Source organism: Marinobacter sp. (assembly GCF_014859525.1).
Lineage (GTDB): Bacteria > Pseudomonadota > Gammaproteobacteria > Pseudomonadales > Oleiphilaceae > Marinobacter.
This window is the reverse complement of record NZ_JACUUB010000020.1, coordinates 1-20015: the sequence shown is the minus strand read 5'-3', so window position 1 is coordinate 20015 and position 20015 is coordinate 1. Positions and strand designations below refer to the sequence as shown.

Annotated in this window: 23 protein-coding genes; 12 read left to right on the top strand and 11 right to left on the bottom strand. The window is 56.6% G+C overall.

What is annotated here, in order from left to right; all coding sequences use genetic code 11:
• Window positions 1–61: 61 nt before the first annotated feature.
• The 5 genes from IBX51_RS06650 to IBX51_RS06630 are packed head-to-tail and all read right to left on the bottom strand — an operon-like array spanning window position 62 to window position 4252.
• Window positions 62–481 carry a YkvA family protein gene (locus tag IBX51_RS06650; protein WP_291830003.1) on the bottom strand — a complete coding sequence of 140 codons (420 nt, stop codon included), beginning with the start codon at window positions 479–481 and terminating at the stop codon, window positions 62–64.
• A gap of 56 nt (window positions 482–537) precedes the next feature.
• On the bottom strand, window positions 538–795 hold the full coding sequence (locus IBX51_RS06645) for a TIGR03643 family protein (RefSeq protein WP_291830001.1): 258 nt from the start codon (window positions 793–795) through the stop codon (window positions 538–540).
• 9 nt (window positions 796–804) lie between these two features.
• Complete coding sequence (locus IBX51_RS06640; protein ID WP_291829999.1) at window positions 805–2451, bottom strand: NAD(P)/FAD-dependent oxidoreductase; 1647 nt, start codon at window positions 2449–2451, stop codon at window positions 805–807.
• Window positions 2442–2930 (bottom strand): DUF6231 family protein, encoded by a 489-nt coding sequence (locus tag IBX51_RS06635; RefSeq protein WP_291829998.1) that lies wholly within the window; start codon window positions 2928–2930, stop codon window positions 2442–2444. Before IBX51_RS06635 ends, IBX51_RS06640 begins: the two co-directional genes overlap by 10 nt.
• Entirely contained in the window at window positions 2927–4252 is a 1326-nt protein-coding gene (locus IBX51_RS06630) for a DASH family cryptochrome (protein WP_291829997.1), read from the bottom strand. The genes IBX51_RS06635 and IBX51_RS06630 overlap by 4 nt, the downstream gene beginning before the upstream one ends.
• 153 nt (window positions 4253–4405) lie before the next feature.
• Between IBX51_RS06630 and IBX51_RS06625 the strand changes: the two genes are divergently transcribed.
• Complete coding sequence (locus tag IBX51_RS06625; RefSeq protein WP_291829995.1) at window positions 4406–5518, top strand: S-(hydroxymethyl)glutathione dehydrogenase/class III alcohol dehydrogenase; 1113 nt, start codon at window positions 4406–4408, stop codon at window positions 5516–5518.
• A 90-nt stretch (window positions 5519–5608) separates the two neighbouring features.
• Here the strand turns inward: IBX51_RS06625 and IBX51_RS06620 are convergent, their stop codons facing one another.
• Window positions 5609–6292 carry a type 1 glutamine amidotransferase domain-containing protein gene (locus IBX51_RS06620; RefSeq protein WP_291829992.1) on the bottom strand — a complete coding sequence of 228 codons (684 nt, stop codon included), beginning with the start codon at window positions 6290–6292 and terminating at the stop codon, window positions 5609–5611.
• A 197-nt stretch (window positions 6293–6489) separates the two neighbouring features.
• On the opposite strand from IBX51_RS06620, the gene IBX51_RS06615 reads away from it, so the two are divergent.
• Together IBX51_RS06615 and IBX51_RS06610 are read left to right on the top strand one after the other, a co-directional pair.
• Window positions 6490–7872 carry a ribonuclease J gene (locus IBX51_RS06615; protein WP_291829991.1) on the top strand — a complete coding sequence of 461 codons (1383 nt, stop codon included), beginning with the start codon at window positions 6490–6492 and terminating at the stop codon, window positions 7870–7872.
• Window positions 7873–7880: 8 nt separating this feature from the next.
• A complete protein-coding gene (locus IBX51_RS06610; protein WP_291829989.1) occupies window positions 7881–8573 on the top strand; it encodes a cytochrome b/b6 domain-containing protein in 693 nt (230 codons plus the stop codon).
• A 9-nt stretch (window positions 8574–8582) separates the two neighbouring features.
• On the opposite strand, the gene IBX51_RS06605 is transcribed toward IBX51_RS06610, so the two are convergent.
• Window positions 8583–9050, bottom strand: a complete 468-nt coding sequence (locus IBX51_RS06605; protein WP_291829987.1) for a cytochrome c — start codon at window positions 9048–9050, stop codon at window positions 8583–8585.
• 136 nt (window positions 9051–9186) lie between these two features.
• Here IBX51_RS06605 and IBX51_RS06600 point away from each other — a divergent pair, with 136 nt between their 5' ends.
• The 3 genes from IBX51_RS06600 to IBX51_RS06590 all read left to right on the top strand — a co-directional run bounded on the left by IBX51_RS06600 (window position 9187) and on the right by IBX51_RS06590 (window position 10384).
• Window positions 9187–9612 (top strand): hotdog fold thioesterase, encoded by a 426-nt coding sequence (locus IBX51_RS06600; RefSeq protein WP_291829985.1) that lies wholly within the window; start codon window positions 9187–9189, stop codon window positions 9610–9612.
• 42 nt (window positions 9613–9654) lie between these two features.
• A complete protein-coding gene (locus IBX51_RS06595) occupies window positions 9655–9852 on the top strand; it encodes a hypothetical protein (protein ID WP_291829983.1) in 198 nt (65 codons plus the stop codon).
• Window positions 9853–9925: 73 nt separating this feature from the next.
• Entirely contained in the window at window positions 9926–10384 is a 459-nt protein-coding gene (locus IBX51_RS06590) for a YchJ family protein (protein ID WP_291829982.1), read from the top strand.
• 48 nt (window positions 10385–10432) lie between these two features.
• Here the strand turns inward: IBX51_RS06590 and IBX51_RS06585 are convergent, their stop codons facing one another.
• From IBX51_RS06585 to IBX51_RS06575, 3 genes are all read right to left on the bottom strand, one after another.
• A complete protein-coding gene (locus IBX51_RS06585) occupies window positions 10433–10813 on the bottom strand; it encodes a rhodanese-like domain-containing protein (protein ID WP_291829980.1) in 381 nt (126 codons plus the stop codon).
• Between the two features lie 118 nt (window positions 10814–10931).
• Window positions 10932–11501 carry a substrate-binding domain-containing protein gene (locus IBX51_RS06580; RefSeq protein WP_291829979.1) on the bottom strand — a complete coding sequence of 190 codons (570 nt, stop codon included), beginning with the start codon at window positions 11499–11501 and terminating at the stop codon, window positions 10932–10934.
• 32 nt (window positions 11502–11533) lie between these two features.
• Window positions 11534–11818: a LysR family transcriptional regulator gene (locus IBX51_RS06575; RefSeq protein WP_291829977.1), complete on the bottom strand. Its 285-nt coding sequence runs from the start codon at window positions 11816–11818 to the stop codon at window positions 11534–11536.
• 93 nt (window positions 11819–11911) lie between these two features.
• On the opposite strand from IBX51_RS06575, the gene IBX51_RS06570 reads away from it, so the two are divergent.
• Window positions 11912–12685, top strand: coding sequence for a cation diffusion facilitator family transporter (locus IBX51_RS06570; protein WP_291829976.1), 774 nt, complete (start codon window positions 11912–11914; stop codon window positions 12683–12685).
• A 23-nt stretch (window positions 12686–12708) separates the two neighbouring features.
• Here IBX51_RS06570 and IBX51_RS06565 read toward each other — a convergent pair whose 3' ends face one another.
• Window positions 12709–14067: a CHAD domain-containing protein gene (locus IBX51_RS06565; protein WP_291829974.1), complete on the bottom strand. Its 1359-nt coding sequence runs from the start codon at window positions 14065–14067 to the stop codon at window positions 12709–12711.
• Between the two features lie 231 nt (window positions 14068–14298).
• Here IBX51_RS06565 and IBX51_RS06560 point away from each other — a divergent pair, with 231 nt between their 5' ends.
• The 5 genes from IBX51_RS06560 to IBX51_RS06540 all read left to right on the top strand — a co-directional run bounded on the left by IBX51_RS06560 (window position 14299) and on the right by IBX51_RS06540 (window position 19896).
• Window positions 14299–15975 (top strand): methyl-accepting chemotaxis protein, encoded by a 1677-nt coding sequence (locus tag IBX51_RS06560; protein ID WP_291829972.1) that lies wholly within the window; start codon window positions 14299–14301, stop codon window positions 15973–15975.
• Between the two features lie 148 nt (window positions 15976–16123).
• Entirely contained in the window at window positions 16124–17245 is a 1122-nt protein-coding gene (gene potA / locus IBX51_RS06555; RefSeq protein ID WP_291829970.1) for a spermidine/putrescine ABC transporter ATP-binding protein PotA, read from the top strand.
• Window positions 17238–18095: a spermidine/putrescine ABC transporter permease PotB gene (potB, locus tag IBX51_RS06550; RefSeq protein WP_291829968.1), complete on the top strand. Its 858-nt coding sequence runs from the start codon at window positions 17238–17240 to the stop codon at window positions 18093–18095. The genes potA and potB overlap by 8 nt, the downstream gene beginning before the upstream one ends.
• Complete coding sequence (gene potC, locus IBX51_RS06545; RefSeq protein WP_291829966.1) at window positions 18092–18862, top strand: spermidine/putrescine ABC transporter permease PotC; 771 nt, start codon at window positions 18092–18094, stop codon at window positions 18860–18862. Before potB ends, potC begins: the two co-directional genes overlap by 4 nt.
• Entirely contained in the window at window positions 18859–19896 is a 1038-nt protein-coding gene (locus IBX51_RS06540) for an extracellular solute-binding protein (protein ID WP_291829963.1), read from the top strand. The genes potC and IBX51_RS06540 overlap by 4 nt, the downstream gene beginning before the upstream one ends.
• Window positions 19897–20015: the final 119 nt, after the last annotated feature.

Genomic DNA, 20015 nt, shown 5'->3' with positions numbered 1-20015 from the left:
AAACTCCGATAGCTGCTCAGGGTTGAAGTCAGGGTGCGTGAGAATACCCGTTGGGTATTCTTTAATCAATCGTGGTGGCGGTGCCAGCTGCCTGCCGGCGTTCTTTCCAGGCGGCATAACGATGCAGGTCAGATTCCACCAGTTTCAGGCAGAGCGCGACCACACCGGCGTCGTCCAGAAAGCCGATGATAAAAATGAAATCGGGAATCAGGTCGATCGGGTTCAGTACATAAAGCAGAGCCCCCGCGATCGCCGCGATTGATTTCCACGGGATGTCCCGGTAATCGCCGCGCCAGTAGTCCCGAATCAGCGAAAACATCAACCGGATGTCTGTAGTAAAACGGCGCAAGTGGCCGCTGCCTTTCACTTTTTGTTCTACGGTTTTCTGATGGTCCAGCAAATCTTTCAAATCGTCTTTGCGGACGTTTTCTGCTTCACGCTTCAGTTGTGCCTTGGCAGCTTTTTCCGAAAACAGGGCCATAACGCTATCCATTGTCGTTCAGAGGCGGTTAAAGGTATCCAGACGTTGTAACTGAGTTATCTGTGTTTGTACTGGGTTGGGCAATAGGCCCGGGTTACCCCTTCCGGTCGTAACCGGGCATGTTTGGTGGTCCGGCCGGTCACACGTTTGCGCCAGAGTCTGAAACTGCCGGGCTTCAGCTGCCGGCGCATCAGGCCGATCACGTCTTTTTCCTGCAAGCCATAGCCGGTTTCAATGGCCTCAAAGGGTGTGCGGTCTTCCCAGGCCATTTCGATGATGCGGGATACGTCTTCAAGGGTCAGGTCATCACTCATGTAACGTCCTCAGCCAACAAAAATACGCTTGGCCAGGCCTGCACCCCGAAGGCCCTGGATGGCCAGTGTGGTAACCAGTCCGCCAATCATGGCGCCGACCACACCGCAGGTCAGGATATCCTGACCGGTGAGGTACAGGCCGGGAATATCGGTTTTCGGTCTCAGCCAGCGCTGCTCGAATCGCTCCGGGGTGTGGTCAAGGCCATACAATTCGCCCTGCTCGTACCGGCAGAACCAGGCGGTTGATAGTGGTGTGGAGGTTTCCACATAGTCCACCTGATCACGGAGCTGGGGCAGCTTTTCGTAAAGCACCTCCATAAGCTGTTCGGTGATCCGGGCCTTTAACGCTTCATAGTCTTCACCGCGCTTGCCCCAGGTGGTGCCTTGCCAGGGTTCGAACATCTCCCAGGTTGTGGGCGCGACAACTTCGATGGTCGAGGTGCCGGGCCAACGATTCTGGTAGTCCGGATCTTTGGCTGCCGGAAAGGAGATATACACCACCGGGAAGGGCGCGTTGTGCGGGTCTTTCAGAAAGTTCTCAACGTTGCTGTCGTGATTGGCGCCGGGGTAGACCCAGAAGTTGGTGCGGGGCAGGCCCAGCTGTTCGGGCGTGCCCTTGAGGCCCAGGTAAAGGCCAATGTGAGGCATGGAGGGGCGGATGTGCTCGCGCTCTTGGCGGTAGCCAATCTTGTCAGTTACCTCCTTTGGCAGCAGTCGCTCAAAGGTGTTGATCACGCCGGCATTGCTGATCACCTTGGCTGCCCGGATTTCTTCGCCGTCGGCCATGCGCACGCCAACGGCTTTGCCTTTTTCAATCAGGATGTCAGTGACGTCGGCGTAAGTGAAGACATCACCGCCGCCGGCCTGAATCACTGGAATGATGGTCTTGGCGATCTCGGAGGCGCCGCCCACGGGATAGAAACCGCCATAGATATAGTGCTTGGCAATCAGCGCATGCACCATAAAGCTGGAGTGCTTCGGGGTGACGCCACAATCACCCCACTGGCCGGTAATCGCTCCGATCAGTTCTTCGTTGTCTGTTAATTCGCTCAGCACTTCCCGGGTGGTGCGGTTGAAGCAATCCGGCAAAACCGTTTTCAGCCCGCGGCTGATCAGTGGGCTGACCAGGGCGGGGGATAACTTGGAGAGCGTGTACCACTGCATGCCACCGGCTACCTTGCCGAGCAGGGCCAGGTAGCGGTCGATGGCCTCGCCTTCATCAGGAAACGATGCGAGCAGGGAGTGCCGAAGGCCTTCTTTGCCTGCGCGCAGATTGACGACCTTGTCACCCAGATAAAAGCGGTCGTAAATTTCGTCCATCGGTGCCCATTCAAGCTGGCCGTCGGTGATGTAATCGAACAGCCGGCGGCCGAGTGTGCGGCGTGCACCCATATCGCCAATGTAGTGAACGCCTACATCCCATTCGTAGCCGTTGCGGGCGTAGCTGTGGGTGTAACCGCCGGCGGTATAATGTTGTTCCAGAACCAGCACTTTTTTGCCGGCTTTGGACAGGCAGGCGGCCGTGGTAAGACCGCCGATGCCAGAGCCGATCACGATGGCATCATAGGGACCGTTCAGGCGGTTCGCCCGGTAACGGGTGCCGATGCGCAGGGTGCTCGGTTTCAGTGCGTTGGAAGCTGCTGCCTTTACCACCATGATTTCCCCCACATATGTGGATTGGCCCAGTTATCGGGATTATTCCATGCCCGCTTGTGGTTGTAAGTGTCCAGATTATAGGTATACAGCGTGAGCGGGTTGGTCTCCGTTTCCAGTTCTGCGTGGCGTTGAAAGCCAAGGCCAATAAAGTCAGTAAACCTCCAGTCTGGCATCTGCGGGACCAGCGCGGCGATCCGGCCGGTGCCGTAATTGCGAAGCTGGCCCAGCAACAGGACGCCCTCTGCAAAGGGTAGATGCTCCAGGGTCTCGCTGATGAGCGCCAGGTCTGCAACTTTTTCCGGCGGCATGTGGGCATTCGGATCGGTGGTGTCGAGCGTCATCAACTGTCTGCCAGCCTGCTGCTTCCAGACTCCGGCCACTGTATTGGCCGTTTGACCGCAGCAAAGCAGTGTTTCCGGTTGGCTGATGTCAATAATCCGGGCCAGAACCTTGGCGGGCGTGTCGGTCGGTGTGGTCATAGAATAGGCCAGTCTGCTGCGTCTACGGTATGCAGGCCAACCGGTTGCCCGGAAGTGCCCCGCCATCGCTCTATATAGTGACCTTCAGGATCGTACTGTTGTGCCTGCTTGTCCAGATTGAATTGCCTGAGTCCTCTGGGATCTGCGCCGACCCCGGCCAGATACTGCCAGTTGCCGTAGTTGCTGGCCACGTCGTAATCCACCAGCTGTTGCTCAAACCAGGCAGCGCCGTAGCGCCAGTCCAGTTCCAGCTCGTGCACCAGGCAGCTGGCCACCAGTTGTCTGGCCCGGTTGCTGATGTAGCCGGTTTCGCGGAGCTGGTTCATGGCGGCGTTGACGATGGGATAATGAGTGTTGCCTTCACACCAGGCCTTGAAACGGTGGCCGTAAAACGTCACTTGCCGATGCTTGCGTTGAACGCCGTCCCGGCAGAACAGGCGGCCGGCGTGTTTCATGGCGTACCAGTAAAAATACTCTCGCCAGAGCAGCTCGAACCAGAGCCAGTAAGTGGATTCGTTTTTGGTTTCTTTTTGCTCGTAGTCGTCAATGGTGGCGGCCACCTCCCGTGCCGACAGGCTGCCGTTGGCCAGCCAGGGCGAAAACTTGGAGGATGACTCCCAATCGTCCAGTGCGTTTCGAGTCTCTTTATAGGTGGCAATGGCGTGATTGCCAAAAGAGAATGCCCGAACACGCTGGAGGCCTGCCTCTTCTCCGCCCTGGAAGCTCATGGCGCAGGCCGGTTCCGGGATGGGCGGACAGTCGCCACGGTTGTCCTCCGGGAAACCGGGGGGTGGCGGCAGGGCGGTCAGAGTGCGGATGCGCAGCATGTCCGGGCCACGCTCGCCCAGTTTCTCAACCTGTTTGCGAAACTGGGAAAAGGTTGCCGGCAAGTCGCTCAGCGGCATCGGTAAGGTGCCCTCGGTGAACAGGCTCAATGTTTCGAATTCCTGCATCACAATGTCCGGCAAGGTTTGTTGCACTGTTCGCCACTGTTGGGCTTCGATGGTCCCCGGTAAGCGTGAACGTATCATCCGGTTGATGCCGTACTGGTGAACGAGCTCCGGGATTTTTCGTTCCGGCTCGCCAAAAGCAATGTGTAATCTCTGGCCAATGTTGCGAAGACTTCGCTCAAGATCCGTCAGGCTTTGCCAAAGAAACCGCCACCGATGCTCTCCCATGCCACGGCACTGAAAGGGCCCGTTGGCAAACCAGCGGGGGTCGACCACGTACACGCACAGCAGCATATCGGATCGGGCGGCGGCCAGCAGGGCAGCGTTATCGTGCAGTCGGAGGTCTCGGGTAAACCAGTAAAGCGTTTTCAAAGTATCAAACCTTCTGGATATTGGCTTTCTGACATACGTGAGTAATCCTTCATGGGATCGTAGGTTGTTCGGATCTGTGAAGCGATGACGTGCTAAAGTTCAAGACTAATGCCTTCTGGCAAATTGACTCAACCGGATACGAGGAGACTCAAGTTGATTAAATCCCGCGCAGCCGTGGCTTTTGCAGCCAACAAGCCACTGGAAATCGTTGAAGTGGATGTGGCTCCGCCTCAGGAAGGCGAAGTTCTGGTCAAAATCGTGGCTACCGGCGTTTGTCACACCGACGCTTACACCCTGTCTGGCGCCGATCCCGAAGGCCTGTTCCCCACGATTCTTGGCCACGAAGGCGGCGGCATTGTTGAAGCCGTGGGCCCTGGCGTTAAGAATCTGCAAGTGGGCGATCACGTGATTCCGCTTTATACCGCCGAGTGTGGCGAGTGTAAGTTCTGTACCTCGGGCAAGACCAACCTGTGCGGTGCGGTGCGCGCCACTCAGGGCAAGGGCGTGATGCCTGATGGTACCTCCCGGTTCTCATACAAGGGCGAGCCGCTGTACCACTACATGGGCTGCTCTACGTTCTCCGAGTACACGGTGCTGCCGGAAATCTCCCTGGCCAAAATCCCCAAGGAAGCGCCTCTGGACAAGGTGTGCCTGTTGGGCTGCGGCGTCACCACCGGTATCGGTGCGGTGCTGAATACCGCCAAGGTTGAAGAGGGCGCTACCGTGGCCGTGTTTGGTCTGGGTGGTATCGGGCTTGCCGCGATCATCGGCGCCACCATGGCCAGGGCCAGCCGGATTATTGCCGTTGACATCAATCCCGGCAAGTTCGACATTGCCAAGCAGCTGGGTGCTACCGATGTGGTCAATCCAAACGATTACGACAATCCCATTCAGGAAGTCATTGTTGAGATGACCGACGGCGGTGTGGACTATTCGTTCGAGTGCATCGGTAACGTCAAGGTAATGCGTGCCGCGCTGGAGTGCTGTCACAAGGGCTGGGGTGAATCCATCATCATCGGCGTGGCCGGTGCCGGTGAGGAAATCAGCACCCGTCCGTTCCAGCTGGTGACCGGCCGGGTCTGGAAAGGCTCAGCGTTCGGCGGTGTGAAAGGCCGCACAGAGCTGCCGTCTTATGTCGAAAAAGCCAAAACCGGTGAGATTCCGCTGGATGTGTTCATCACCCATGAAATGCCGTTGGAAGACATCAACAAGGCGTTTGATCTGATGCACGAAGGCAAGAGTATCCGGACCGTGATTCACTTCTGAGATGTGGTAAACGCACCGAACCAGAATAAAAACAAAAAAGGGAAGGCTGTCAGCCTCCCCTTTTTTGTGTCCGACCACTGCGCGGCAAAGTCAGTCGTCCTGTAGCGCTTGTAACACGGCTTTCGCCGCGCCTTCGGATGAGGCCGGGTTCTGACCGGTGATCAGGTTGCCGTCTACGACGATATGCGGGGCCCAGTCGTCACCACGGCTGTAGCGACCGTTGTTCTGCTTCAGCATGTCTTCCAGCAGGAAAGGCACGATGTCAGTGAGTTGTACTGCATCTTCCTCGGAGTTGCTAAAGCCGGTGACGTTGCGCCCGCCAACAATGTTCTGGTCCGGTTTTACAAACACGTTCTTGAACACGGCCGGAGCGTGGCACACGGCGCCGATCACTTTGTCCTGTTCATACGCGGCTTTGATCAGTGCAACCGATGTCTCATCGTTGGTCAGATCCCATAGCGGGCCGTGACCGCCAGGGTAGAAAATAGCGTCAAACTCGTTCATGTTCACGTCGGCCAGTTTTTTGGTGCTGGCCAGCATTTCTTTTGCGCGGGCGTCTTCCATAAAACGGCGAGTGGAGTCGGTCAGTGCGTCTTCTGTTTCGCTGTTCGGGTCGACCGGCGGTTGTCCGCCTTTCGGGGATGCCAGCGTAATGTCTGCGCCAGCGTCTTTGAAAACGAAAAACGGCGCGGTGAACTCTTCCAGCCAGAAGCCGGTCTTGTGTCCAGTGTCACCCATCTGGTCATGGGAAGTGAGTACCATTAAAATTTTCATATCGGTCGATCCTCCTGTCGGGAATCGGGAGAGTTTTTGACGCTTCACTCATGGAGGTTGTGGCGACTCGGCTAAATTTCAACAGAGATTACGGGGAACCGGGCGTTATGGATGCCCAGTATGACTATACTGATAAGGCTAATCCCATGAATGCTCAGGGACCGAGAAACAGGCCTGTACCTGGAACAACCGTTTAAATGACCCCCGAACATAACGATTTATGGTTTCTGCCATTGGGTGGCACCGGCGAAATTGGCATGAACCTCAACCTGTATGGCCACGATGGTCATTGGTTGATGGTGGATTGTGGCGTTACCTTCCCTAAACCGGGCCGGATTTCGGCTGACGGCACCGTGCATCATCGGGGTGAGCCGCCGGTGCAGATGGCCGATCCGGCCTTTATAGCGGACCGTCGGGATCGGTTAGCCGGTTTGATCATCACCCACGCCCATGAAGATCATGTCGGGGCCGTGCCATATCTGTGGCCACTGCTGCAGTGCCCTATCTACACCAGCCGGTTTACCGCCGAGATCCTGCGCCGGAAACTGGCGGAGTTTGATCTGCTGCATCGGGTGCCGATCATTGAAGTGGGCACCGGCGAACGTCGGCAGATAGGCCCTTTCAATGTACAGTGGCTGGCGCTGACACACTCCATTCCAGACCCCAATGCGTTGATGATCCGCACCCCGGTGGGGCAGGTTTTTCACAGTGGTGACTGGAAGCTGGACGACGAGCCTCTGGTAGGCCATGGCTATTCTGCTTCCACTTTCACGAACCTGGCCGGCGAAGGGGTGGACGCCATGGTGTGTGACTCGACCAATGCGACTGTCCCGGGGCATTCGTTGTCGGAGGGCAGTCTGCACCAGGGCTTGCTGGATCTGATCAGCGCCGCCCAGGGCCGGGTGGTGGTGACGTGTTTTGGTAGTAACATCGCCCGGTTACACACCTTGGCAATGATCGCCCGGGAGACCGGTCGTTACATGGGCCTGCTGGGCCGCTCACTGGTCAATATGAGCGGCGCCGCCAAGGCTGCGGGCCTTTGGCCCGGGTCGGATAAATTGATCAGCCCCTCCCATCTAGGTTACTTGCCTCGCCGGGACGTGCTTGCGGTAGCGACCGGCAGTCAGGGCGAACCCAGAACCGCTTTGCGTCGCCTGGCCCAGGGCAGTCATCCCGATTTTGAACTTGAAGCAGGCGATACGGTCATTTTCAGTGCCCGGGCGATACCGGGGAACGAAGAGTCTATTGATGCGCTGATTGCCCAACTGCGTAACCTTGGCGTGATCGTGGTGACCGCCGAGCAGGCCGGCGCTCCGATTCATGCCTCGGGTCATCCGGCTCAGGACGAGTTAAAGGCAATGTATCGTTGGGTTCGTCCGAGAATTGCGATACCGGTTCATGGTGAAGAAGAGCATATGCAGGTGCATGGCGAACTGGCCAAGGCTACCGGGGTGCCCAGAGCCATGGTGGGGCGCAACGGGGACTTGTTTATGGTGAAGCCGATACCGGGTATTCGTCGTCAGGTGGTCGAAACCGGCCGGTTGGGGTGGCAAAAGCAGGCGCTGGTGCGTGTAGAGTGAGGATGGATATGACAACCATTCGACTGTGGGATTTGCCCGTCAGAGTTTTCCACTGGCTGCTGGTGCTGGCGGTGATCGGATCCATGGTAACGATTAAGGTTGGCGGAAGTTGGATGGCTTGGCATGAGCGCTTTGGCCTGGTGATCATTGGCCTGCTTTCGTTTCGCATTATCTGGGGGTTTTTGGGCTCCAGTTATGCCAGATTCAGCCAGTTCGTGCGTGGCCCGGGAGCGGTCGTTGCCTACCTTAAAGGACATTGGCAGGGCGTTGGGCACAATCCGCTGGGCGCTTTGTCTGTGCTGGCCTTGATTGGACTGTTCGGGTTTCAGGCGGTGTCCGGTTTGTTTGCCAACGATGAAATCGCCTTTTATGGCCCGCTGTATCCGTTGGTATCATCAGGCCTGAGCGGCACTCTGAGCGGTTGGCACCGGCAAACAGAGTGGTATCTGTATGGCCTGGTGGCCTTACATGTGGCGGCAGTTCTTTTTCACACCTGGGTCAAGAAAGACAATCTGTTAAAGCCGATGGTCACCGGCAACAAGAAGGTTGAAAGCGGTCAGGCGAAAGACGCCGAAGGCGGCGGAGCGTTGGCCTTTGTGGTGTCGCTGGTGCTGGCCCTGGTGGTGGTCTGGGCTGCCAGCGGTGAGCTGATTTCTCCACCGCCGGCGCCCGAACCCGCCCCTCAGGATTTGGGCTGGTAGCCTCTATACCTATTTTTCAGCGCGAAAGTCGTCGTGGCAGGCCTTACACGCTTGTCCTAACGCGGAGAACTGGCGCGCCAGTGCGGCTCGGTCACCGCTGGCGGCAACGTCTTGTAGCTTGTTGGCTTCACGGCCAAAGTTCATGCCCACTTCCCTGGCTCTGTCCGGGTTCTGAAAAAAGTCCGGCTTCAAGCGGGTATTGTCGGCCTTATCCAGGCTGGAATCCGGGCTGTAAAGCGCACCCATGCCTGAGTTGGCCACGGCGGCAATGGCGTTCGCTGCGGCTTTCATCTGATCCACGTTGAACTCAACATCGCCATCAACCGCCTGCGCTTTGATCTTGCCCATGTTCCACGACATGAACTGATAGGCGGCTTTACGGGCTGTGATCTGGTCTTCCACGCTCAATTGTGCGGCGGCGGGTAGAGTGAAAGTGGTGGCCAGCAGGGCAGCGGTCAGTACAGTGATTTTTTTCATTTCAGGTCCCTCTCATTAGGTCGAATTGGTTTGGTAACCAATATGTTCTATAAAGGCATGGTTATGAGCATCCTACCTGTATAGACTCGTTGCAAATAGCTATAACAGACTAAAGCTAAACTCGGAGAATTCCAAAATGTCGATCTGGACGGTTACCCCCAATCTCGAACAAATGACTGAAGCCAGCAAGAATACAGCTGTGGGCCACATGGGCATCGAATACCTTGAAATCGGTGACGATTACGTGAAAGGCCGTATGCCTGTAGACCAGCGTACGGTTCAGCCTTTTGGCATTCTGCACGGCGGATCTTCGGTATTGCTGGCAGAAACCTTAGGCAGCATGGCGGCTAACTGCTGTCTGCGAGACAAAAATACTGTGGCTGTCGGCCTCGACATCAACGCCAACCATATTCGGCCGGTGACCGGCGGATGGGTATACGGCACAGCGCGCCCCCAGCACATTGGTGGCACCACGCAAGTATGGGAAATCCGTTTGGAGAATGAGCAAGGTAAGCTTACGTGTATTTCACGGCTGACCATGGCGGTGACCAAGCGAGGCTAAAGGCTTAGCCCCCAGAAGCGCCTGCCGAGGCCTATGATCAGCATGGGGGAGCCATTAGGCTCGGGCGACCTGTCCGGATTTGGTGTGCGCTGCCAGATGACGGCTCTGGTGCCTGACTGGTACAGCCAGAAGGATGATGCTTTCGAGTGGGTGTTGGCTTTGCTGATCAACCTGCACGCACCGTGGCTGGCACTGCTGTGGCGGCGCAGGGATTTTCGGGCGAGACTGTGGGCGCAGTAGGCCTGATCCCGGGACACGACCCGGGGATGCTTGATATATTCGGGCTTCGCAACGCCAGAGAGACGACCCCTGCATGATCACAGAGCGCCACCCCGAGCAGTGCCCCTGCGGCAGCAATATTGCCTATTCGACTTGTTGCCAGCGATGGCATTCCGGTACGCCCGCATCTGATCCCGAGGCGTTGATGCGCTCACGCTACGCAGCGTTTGTGCTTAAAAATGAAGGTTATCTGCTTGATACCTGGCACACCAGCACCCGACCGAAAGAGCTGGACCTTGATGGCTCACCCTCTTGGGTATCTTTGAGGATCATCAGCACGACGGATGAAGGGGGGCGGGGCAAGGTCCACTTCCGGGCGATCTATCGCGCAGGGTCGGGTTGGGGTTATCTGGAGGAGGTTTCGCAGTTTGTGAAAGACCGTGGCCGGTGGTTTTACCTGGAGGGCGAGATAACTGAAGGGATGCTTAAGCCTGGCCGCAATGAACCCTGCCCCTGTGGCAGTGGCCGAAAGTTCAAGGCCTGTTGTTTGTAAGCAAGCCTGACCGCCGGCCATCGGCTGTTCAGTACCGAGTGAATGCCTTTACTCGAAAGTTGGCAACTCGGGTTTAGCGATGTCTTTGCCGGCTTCAACCCAGGCGTCGAAACCGCCCTCAATCGACTGCACGTGTAGATACCCCATCTCTTTCAGAGCCTTGGCGCTTAGGGCTGAACGCCCGGAGTTCTTGCAGTAGAGCACGATGTTCATTTGCCGGTTTTCGAACGCCGGATCGTTGGTGAACTTGAATTCCAGCATGCCGCGCGACACGTTCACCGCGCCGGGGATGTGGCTGTTGCGATATTCATCGGCATCCCTTACATCCAGTAGCAGATCCGCGGCTTTGATCGCTGTGTCTGCTTCGGTGAGTGCGACTTCCTGAATTTCTTTCTTGGCTGCGGCGACCAGGTCGTGTGCAGTTTTCATGGTGTCTCCTTGAGTTATCCTTTGCCTACGTCAGGTTAAGTCATTTCACGTGTACCCGTCACGTGTGCTCTGTTATCCACCACGAAAAATCTTTGTAAAACGGTGCAACCGACTGGTCTCAGGCCATGGTTTCCAGATAGGCCTCAAGTTCGTCAGCCAGCCAGCCCACCACGGCGCCGCCCTGGGCTTGCTCCGACTCCAGGGCGCTGAACACCTTCCACCAGCGTGCACTGCGGTGGTGGATGGTTTTCAGTTGTTCCTTTCGCAGTGCCTCGGCAATTAACGGTAACGGCAGATCAGCCCAGCCGGCGCCGTCCATCACCGCATCCCGTATCAGCTCGTATTGGGTGAATGCCAGGTAGTTGGCGGTTTCCGGTGAGTCGGCCACCAACACCGAATCCTGCATGTAGGCAATGGTGATTTCGGTATGGCTAATCAGATCGTCCTGGGTTACCCGCTTGAGTTGGCTAAGTGGATGTTCCGGCGCGGCAACGGTCAGCATGCGTACGTCCGCCAGTTCGCGGAACCATTGGTAGCCTTCGTTCATCAGCTCCGGCATTAGCCCGTAAGCGACATCCACCGATTGATTACGCACCAGCGACGGCAGTTCTCGCGGGGGTGCCAGGTAGATCGACAGGCTGGTTTGCGGAAAGCGTTCTTTCAGGCGCTTTAGAATTTCCCGCCACACATCTTCCGGTATGGCGTCGTCCCGGGCGATTCTTAGTACCGACTCGGCACCACACCACTGAGATGGTGCTGGCAGCGGGCCTGGATTTGCCCGGCCACCTGATCGAAGCGGCGGCAGTCGGTGAGAATGGACTGGCCAATGGAGGTCAGATGCAGCTGGTTACCGCTACGCTCAAACAGCGCCACACCCAGTTCATCTTCCAGTGACGCCAACACGGTGCTGACCGTGGTGCGGCTGCGGTTCAGCTCTCTGGCGGCGGCTGCGACGCTGCCGTTGCGTACGACAGATAGAAACATTTTAATTTGCGAAGTTTTCATTGGATACTCTTTGCGCCGGGTTTTCCGTCGCTCAGTGACTCGCCCTTCCAGAATGGTGCCGATAATATGGCCGGCAATTCTCAGGAGGTCAAAATGTTTACTTCTCTGGCGCGGGAAAATATGGCGCTGACATTATCTGCTGCCGGTGCCGGCTTGTTTGCGGTGGCTGGCATTGGCTGGGGCCTTTGGGTCGACTCCATGGTTATCCTTTTCGATGGCGCCTATTCGCTGGTCAGTCTGGGGTTGTCGCTGTTGTCACTCTATGCGGCCCGTCTTGTACGCCGGCCGGCTAACGCGGACTATCCGTTTGGCCTTGGTGCTGTGGAACCGCTGGTCATTGCCGTCAAGGGACTGGTGATTGCTTTGGTGTGTGTACTTTCTCTGGCCTCTGCGGTGGTGTCGCTGTGGCAGGGCGGCCGGCCGGTTGCAGCGGATATGGCCATGCTGTTCGGCGCTGTTAACGTGATCGGCTGCTTGCTGGTGTGGGGGTATCTGCGTTGGTCCAGCGTTCGCAACAGCTCCGGTCTGGTGCTGGCGGAACAGCGCCAATGGTTGATGGACAGCGCCTTGAGTGCCGCGGTCATGGTGGGTTTTGCCGGTGCCTGGATGCTGGAGCGGAGTCAGTGGTCATCGTTGGCGGTTTATGCCGACCCAGTGATGATGATGGTGATTTCTGTGTACTTCATGACCGTGCCGGTGCGCATGGTGACGGATTCTGTCAAAGAGCTGTTGCTGGCAGCCCCCAGCGACGATGCCATGAATGGCATCCAGGAAACCCTGGAAGACCTGGGCTTGAATCCCGATCGGGTGAAAGTGGCCAAGTTAGGCCCTAACTTGTTGCTGGAAGCCAGGCTGGTCAGGATCTGATGATCTTGGAGCGGGAAGCGTTGCTAGCTGGATTTCAGGCCGCCGATAGACAGTATCAGCCGGCGGGCATCGGATTTGTCCTGAGCCAGTTTATCAAGCAGCTCCCGGGCACCGGTGGAGGCAACCCCCGGATTATTTAGGGTAAAGCTCTGTACCAGTTCAATCTGAACATGCAGATCCTGGAAGCGGCCGTAAAGATCCTGACGTTGGCGGAGAACCTTGATTGCAGAATTCCAGTTTTTTGCGTCCAGCTCCATCAGGTATCGAATACGTTTGAGATGCTTGCGAAGCCGGTGAATAGACTCGTCAGGGGCATTGTGCAGCAGCTCGGCGGTTTTACGATTGAAGGCTCTCAATTGGCGTTCAACACGGTTACGGATGTCTTTGCGGCTGAGTTGCTCGATCAGTTTCCGGAAGTGTCGGGACTGAAGTTCATCCTCCCAGCCACTCAGGCTGTTACGGTAGCGCCGACTGCCTAGCCGCTTGGCCAGGCGCGCCTGTTCTTTTGCTGTTCGCCTTTCGGTCCAGTGTTGCAGTTGCAGGTGGAGCTCAGTGTTGTCACAGCACAACACCGGAAGATCCTGCCGGAAGACGTGCAGGTCACGCAAGCGGCTGGTGGCTTGGGCATGGCGCTTCAGTTGCGACAGGTGGTGTTTGAGCGATGTGTTCCCGGTAACGTCGGCAACCGACTCCACGATGGCACGGCTGCGCCGAAGGGCGATGCGGTATTGATGCAAAAACTCGTCATCCAACCCCAGCATGACTCCTCGTTCAAGATGCCTCAGGCGTTCGGTCTGGTGTAATAGCTCCGTTGGAATGTCTGGGCCAGGCTCTTTGCTACCCTTGCGGGAGGTGTCCAGCCGTTTCGGGCTTTTGCGATTGAAGGCCTCGAAGCTGAAATCTCTTGGCGTCAGGAAAGTCTCCAGTCGCCCCTTGGATGTTTCAACCTTGCACCAGTGCTGGATTGGCAGGCGAAGGTGGATAAAGCTGGCTGTGGGCAGTTCAAATGGGGCCTGCTTTGCCAGTTTGGCGGCGAATTCCAGTAAAGCCGGATTGTGCCCGACGATGGCCAGTGTCTGTACTTCATTGTCCTGACTCTGCAGCCATTGGATCAGGCGCTGGTGATCAAAGGTGTAAAGTTCAGGATCGGTATGGACCCTGTCATTCGGGAACGTGGTAGGCAAAATGCCTTGCAGCGTTTGCTGGGCGCGCACGGCAGGGCTGGCATAAATCTCCCCAGTGAGGGCGCCGTAACGCTGCAGCGCGCGGGCGAGTGGCTGCAGCTGCTGCTCGCCCCTTGGGTTCAGAGGGCGAGCCTGGTCACTTAGCCGATCGTCCTGCCAGCTGGATTTGGCGTGGCGGATAAGAAACAGGTCTTTCATGTTGTTTCCTTTGAGCCTTGCGGACATAAAACTTTAGTCTGACACAGACTTAAGTCGTTTACATGACGGCCGTTACTTGATGTAAGTGAGGCGCCTGATTAATCGAACTTTATTGTTCTTTTACATCACAGGGCCATTGGAAAGGTATATGGGTGTTTACAAACTGGAACAGCCTGCGTTCTGAAATTCTGGATAATGAGCCAGCTAATAAACCGCTGCGGAGCCGGAACCATGTCATTTATGAGTAATCTTACAATTCGAACCCGGCTGCTGATCGGTGTGTTGGTGCCGGTACTGATAACGGCTGCAACAATCGCGTGGATCACCGCCAGCCAGATTCAGGCTAATGGCGAGGCTGAACTGGAGCGGTTGCAGGAGGAGTTGCTTGATGCCCGTAAACAGGGCTTGAAGGATCTTGTAGAAACCGCTCGCTCCGTGGTGCTGGAAGCTAAAGATAATGCAGGGCTGGCGAGCCCTGCGGCGCAGGAAGAGGCACGCCAGCGCCTGCGTTCGATTACTTTCGGGCAGAACAACTATGTCTTTGCCTATGCTCGTAATCTGGACAATCTGGCCTACGCCCCGGATCCCTCCCGAGAAGGCCCGACAACAAACGCGGGTACCCAGAAACTGTTGCGGGATCTGTTTGCCGCAGCGGGGAAAGATGGTTTTCATGGCTATGATTGGGCAAACCCGGCCACCGGTAAGGTGGAGCCGAAAATATCCTACTCTACCATCATTGCTGGTTGGGACTGGATGATTGGAGCCGGCGTCTACGTGACCGACATTGAGGCAGTCGTGGCGGAGGTCAGGCAAGAGATTGACGATACCATGTCCGCTGCCATGGGGTTTATTTTGCTGGTCACCCTGATTGTGGTGGTGATTGCATTGGTCATTGGCCTGGTTATCGGTCGAACGGTTACCGTGCCGTTGCGCCAGGTCAGCGACATGATGCAGGAAATCGCGGATGGCGATGGCGACCTGCGCCAGAGGCTGCCCGAGGATGGCAAGGATGAGCTGGCGGAACTTGGCCGCCGGTTCAATCACTTTGTGGTTAAAATTCAGGACACCATGCGCGAAGTGGGCGCCACCACCGATCAGGTGGCCTCGGCCGCTGAAGAACTGAGTCGTGTCGCCAACGAAACCCGACAATCGGTGCAGGATCAGGGTTCAGAGACTGATCAAATTGCCTCTGCCATCAATGAAATGGCTGCAACCATCCAGCAGATTTCCGGCAACGCCAACGAAGTGGAGGGTGCCGCATCGGATGCCGACCGTATGGCCCGTGAGGGTGGCGAGACCATCACGAATGCTCAGGGTTCGGTCAACCAACTGTCTCGGGAAATGGAAGAAACCGCGGTCAGCATCAACGCCTTGGCTGAAAAATCGGATGACATCCAGCAGGTACTGGACGTGATTCACGCTGTCACCGAACAAACCAACTTGTTGGCCCTGAACGCCGCAATAGAAGCGGCGAGAGCCGGAGAGCATGGCCGTGGATTCTCCGTGGTGGCCGACGAAGTTCGTCAGTTAGCCAAGCGTTCGGCGGAGTCTGCGGATCAGATTCGTGTGATGATTGATGGCTTTGTCACAGAATCGAAGGCGTCGGTTGAGCGAATGAATCACTCGCGCAGGAGTTCTGAGGCCACCGTTGAACGCATCAATCATGCTACCGGCGCACTCAATACCATCGTAACGTCGATTACTCAGATTCATGATCAGGTGACCCAGATTGCAACAGCGGCAGAGCAGCAAAGCCAGGTTGCTGAGGAAATCAATCAGAACGTGGTGCGCATCGTTGATGCCGCTCAACGCAGTCACACTGGTGTTACCCAGACCAATGAAGCCAGTCACGAACTGGCCAGACTGGGTGAAACGCTCAGAGAGCTGGTAGGCCAGTTTAAGGTGTAGCCTGCCTTGGTTGTCGTGATCACCCGCCTGCGCTATGCATAGCGGGTTGTAAACCAGGGGGCCTCAGGGATTGTGGATTATCCCGACGCCCCTTTCTGTTTACCCCGGTTTCTGGAAAAATAGGCCGCTCATTCTTTGGGCAGGGCCGATGAAACAGACACTGCTATCCCTCAGCGATCTCTCCAAGCAATTTGACGGCAAAACGGTACTGGATTCGCTGGATCTTGAGATCCTCGACGGCGAATTTATTACTCTGTTGGGGCCTTCGGGTTGCGGCAAAACCACGTTGCTGCGTTTGATGGCCGGTTTTGAGCACCCTGACCAGGGCACCATCACACTAAGTGGCCAGGACCTGACCCACACCCCGCCAGAAAGACGCCCGCTTAATACGGTATTTCAGAACTACGCGCTGTTTCCTCATATGTCGGTGTTCGACAACGTGGCTTACGGATTGAAAATGGAAAAACGCCCAAAGGATGAAATCCGGCAGCGGGTGAACGCCGCCTTGGCGATGGTGCAGCTAGACGATTATGCCAGGCGTAAACCTCACCAGTTATCCGGTGGTCAACAGCAGCGGGTTGCGATTGCCCGGGCGGTGATCAAGCGGCCAAAAATGCTGTTGCTGGATGAGCCGCTGTCTGCACTCGATTACAAGCTGCGCCGCACCATGCAGGTGGAATTGAAGCGTCTGCAGCGTGAGCTGGGCATTACTTTTGTGTTTGTGACCCACGATCAGGAAGAAGCCTTGTCTATGTCAGACCGCGTGGTGGTGCTCAAAGATGGCCGCATTCAACAGCTGGGCACGCCGCGCGAAGTCTACGAACGCCCCGCCAACCTCTTTACGGCACAGTTTGTGGGTGAGGCCAATTTCTTTGCGGGTTGTGTCGATGCCGTTAATGGTGACGACACCATTACCGTGGATGTGTTCGGCCTGAAGCGCACCTTTCGTAAACCGGATTTTCAGGTGTTCGAAGGTCAGCCATTGCATGTATTGCTGCGCCCGGAAGACATCCGCGTGCTGGCGCCGGATGACGAAGACGGCGTTGCCGGCAGAGTGGTGGAGCGGAACTACAAAGGCAGTACCCTGGATTCGGTGATCCACCTGGATGACGGCACCGAAGTACTGGCTTCGGAGTTTTTTGACGAAGACGATCCCGCGTTCGATTATCGCCTGGGCGAGCCGGTCAAGGTCAGCTGGGTGGACGGCTGGGAATGGCTGTTGCCGCAAGAGGCCGCAAAAGCCGAAAAAGAAGCGCTGGCGGATGCGTAGCACCATGCAGCAGCCCTTCCGGACCGCTGTGCTGGTGCTCGTGTGGGGCTGGCTGTTGTTGCTGGTGCTGGCACCAAACCTGTTGGTCGTGGGTGCCAGTGTGATGACCCGGGATTCGGCTACGTTCATTTCTTTGCCGTTGAATCTGGATGCCTACCGGCAGCTGTTCAACCCGTTGTACCTCGATGTGTTTCTGCATTCCTTGTACATGGCGGCGATGACCACACTGGTTTGCCTGTTGATCGGCTATCCGTTTGCGTGGGCGTTATCGAAAGTGCCCAAACAGCGCCAGATGCTGCTGATTTTTTTGTTGATTGTGCCGTTCTGGACCAACTCCCTGGTACGCACCTACGCGCTCAAGCTGATCCTGGCCACTAATGGCCTACTTAACAATGCCTTGATGTCGTTGGGTGTTATTGATACGCCCATGCAGATGCTCTACACCGAGGGCGCGGTGATTATCGGCTTGGTGTACCTGTTACTGCCCTTCATGATTCTTCCGCTGTATGCCGTCTTTGATGGTCTTCGTGAGGATTTGCTGCGGGCCTCCCATGATTTGGGGGCCGGCCGGCTGTCTACCTTTATCCACGTTATTGTGCCACTGACCCTGCCGGGCGTGTTGGCCGGCATTATGCTGGTGCTGCTGCCGGCCATGGGGCTGTTTTTTGTGCCGGATATTCTTGGCGGTTCCCGCAATCTGCTGGTCGGCAATGTCATCAAGAACCAGTTCCTGGATGCCCGTAATTGGCCGTTCGGTGCGGCGGCCAGCATCATGCTGACCCTTGCGATGGCGTTTTTGATGTTGGCCCACCGGCTCAGTAAGCGCCGGATCGGGGAGGACGGCGTATGAGCCGTTGGCTGCCGCGCACTTACCTGACCCTGGTCTATATGCTGCTGTATGTGCCCATAATGGTGCTGGTGGTATTCTCCTTCAACGAATCGCGCACCGGTTATGAGTGGGGCGGTTTTAGTCTTCGCTGGTACGAAGCCCTGTTCAACAATCGTGCTATGGTGCAGGCGATGTGGAATTCACTCTGGCTGGCGTTGTCTGCGGCCACCGTGTCTACGGTGATTGGCGCACTCACAGCGTTGGCCCTGCATCGTTACCGGTTTCGTGGCAAAAGAGTGCTGAACGGTATGCTGTTCGTGGTGATGATGTCGCCGGAGATCGTACTGGCCATTTCGTTGCTTGGATTGTTTCTGCTTGTGGGGCTGCAATTGGGCTATGTCTCGTTGTTGCTGGCCCACGTAACGTTTTGCCTGCCGTTCGTGGTCATTACCGTGATGGCTCGGCTGAACGGGTTCGATGAAGCCTTACCGGAAGCCGCGCGGGATTTGGGTGCCAGCGATTTCATCATGACCCGTACCGTGCTGCTTCCGGTGATCATGCCGGCCTTGCTGGCCGGATGGCTGCTGGGGTTTACCCTGTCACTGGACGATGTGGTGGTCAGCACCTTCGTCAGTGGCCCAAGTTATGAAATCCTGCCCCTGCGTATCTATTCGATGGTACGGGTGGGTCTGAAGCCCGAGGTAAACGCCTTGGGTACACTGTTACTGGTGTTCTCACTGGTCATGCTGATGTTGTCTCAATGGATATTGTTAAGGAGCAAACGATGAAAAAACTGGCACTGGCCGGCTTGCTGGCGATTGGCCTGACCGGCTGCAGCTCAGACGACGCTCAGGTTCTCAGCCTGTATAACTGGTCTGAATACATGCCCCAGGAAGTTCTGGACAGATTTACCGAAGAAACCGGCATTAGGGTGGTCTACACCACGTACGACAGCAACGAGGCCATGTATGCCCGCCTGAAGTTGCTGGATGAAAGTGCCGCCTACGACCTGGCGGTGCCGTCGACTTATTACGTCAGCAAGATGCGCCAGGAAGACCTGCTGATGCCGATTGATCGCAGCAAGATCGAAGGCTTCGACAATCTGGACCCTGAGTTGGTCAACCTGGACATCGACCCCGGTAACCAGTACAGCGTGCCGTATCTTTGGGGCACTACCGGCCTGGCGGTCGACACCGATGATGTGGAAGGCGAAGTGACGGCCTGGGCAGATTTGTGGGACGAGCGCTTTGTGGGCCGTGTCATGCTAACCAACGACATGCGCGAAGTGTTCCATGTGGGCCTGCGCGTGTTGGGATACTCCGGTAACAGCACCGATCCTCAGGAGATCGAACAGGCCTACGAAAAGCTGACTGAATTGATGCCGTCGGTGCGTACGTTCAATTCCGATGCGCCACGTATGCCGTACCTGGAAGGTGAGACCGACGTAGGCATGATCTGGAACGGCGAGGCAGTGATGGGCAAAGACAGCATGCCAAGCCTTGAGTATGTGTATCCAGAGGAAGGCGTTATTGCCTGGCTCGACAGTTTTGTGATCCCCAAAAACGCCCGAAATCCGGAAGCGGCTCACAAGTTCATCCGTTTTGTACTGCAGCCGGAAATTTCAGCCTTGATCAGTGAGGATATCGGCTATGCAACGCCGAATCTGGCCGGTCGTGACCTTCTGGACGAGGCGGTAGCCAGCGACCGGTCCAGTTACCCGACAGCAGAGGATATGGTCAACGCCGAGTTCCAGGAAGACATTGGTGACGACGCATTGCAAATCTATGCCAGGTATTGGGAAATGCTCAAGTCCGGCCGGTGATTGTCCGGGTTGACTAAAAAGCGGAGGCCACGGCCTCCGCTTTTCAGTGCATGGAGCAACGAGCGCTCTTAGACCACCAGTACCGGACACTTGGCGTGGGATGCTACCCGGTGGGAGAC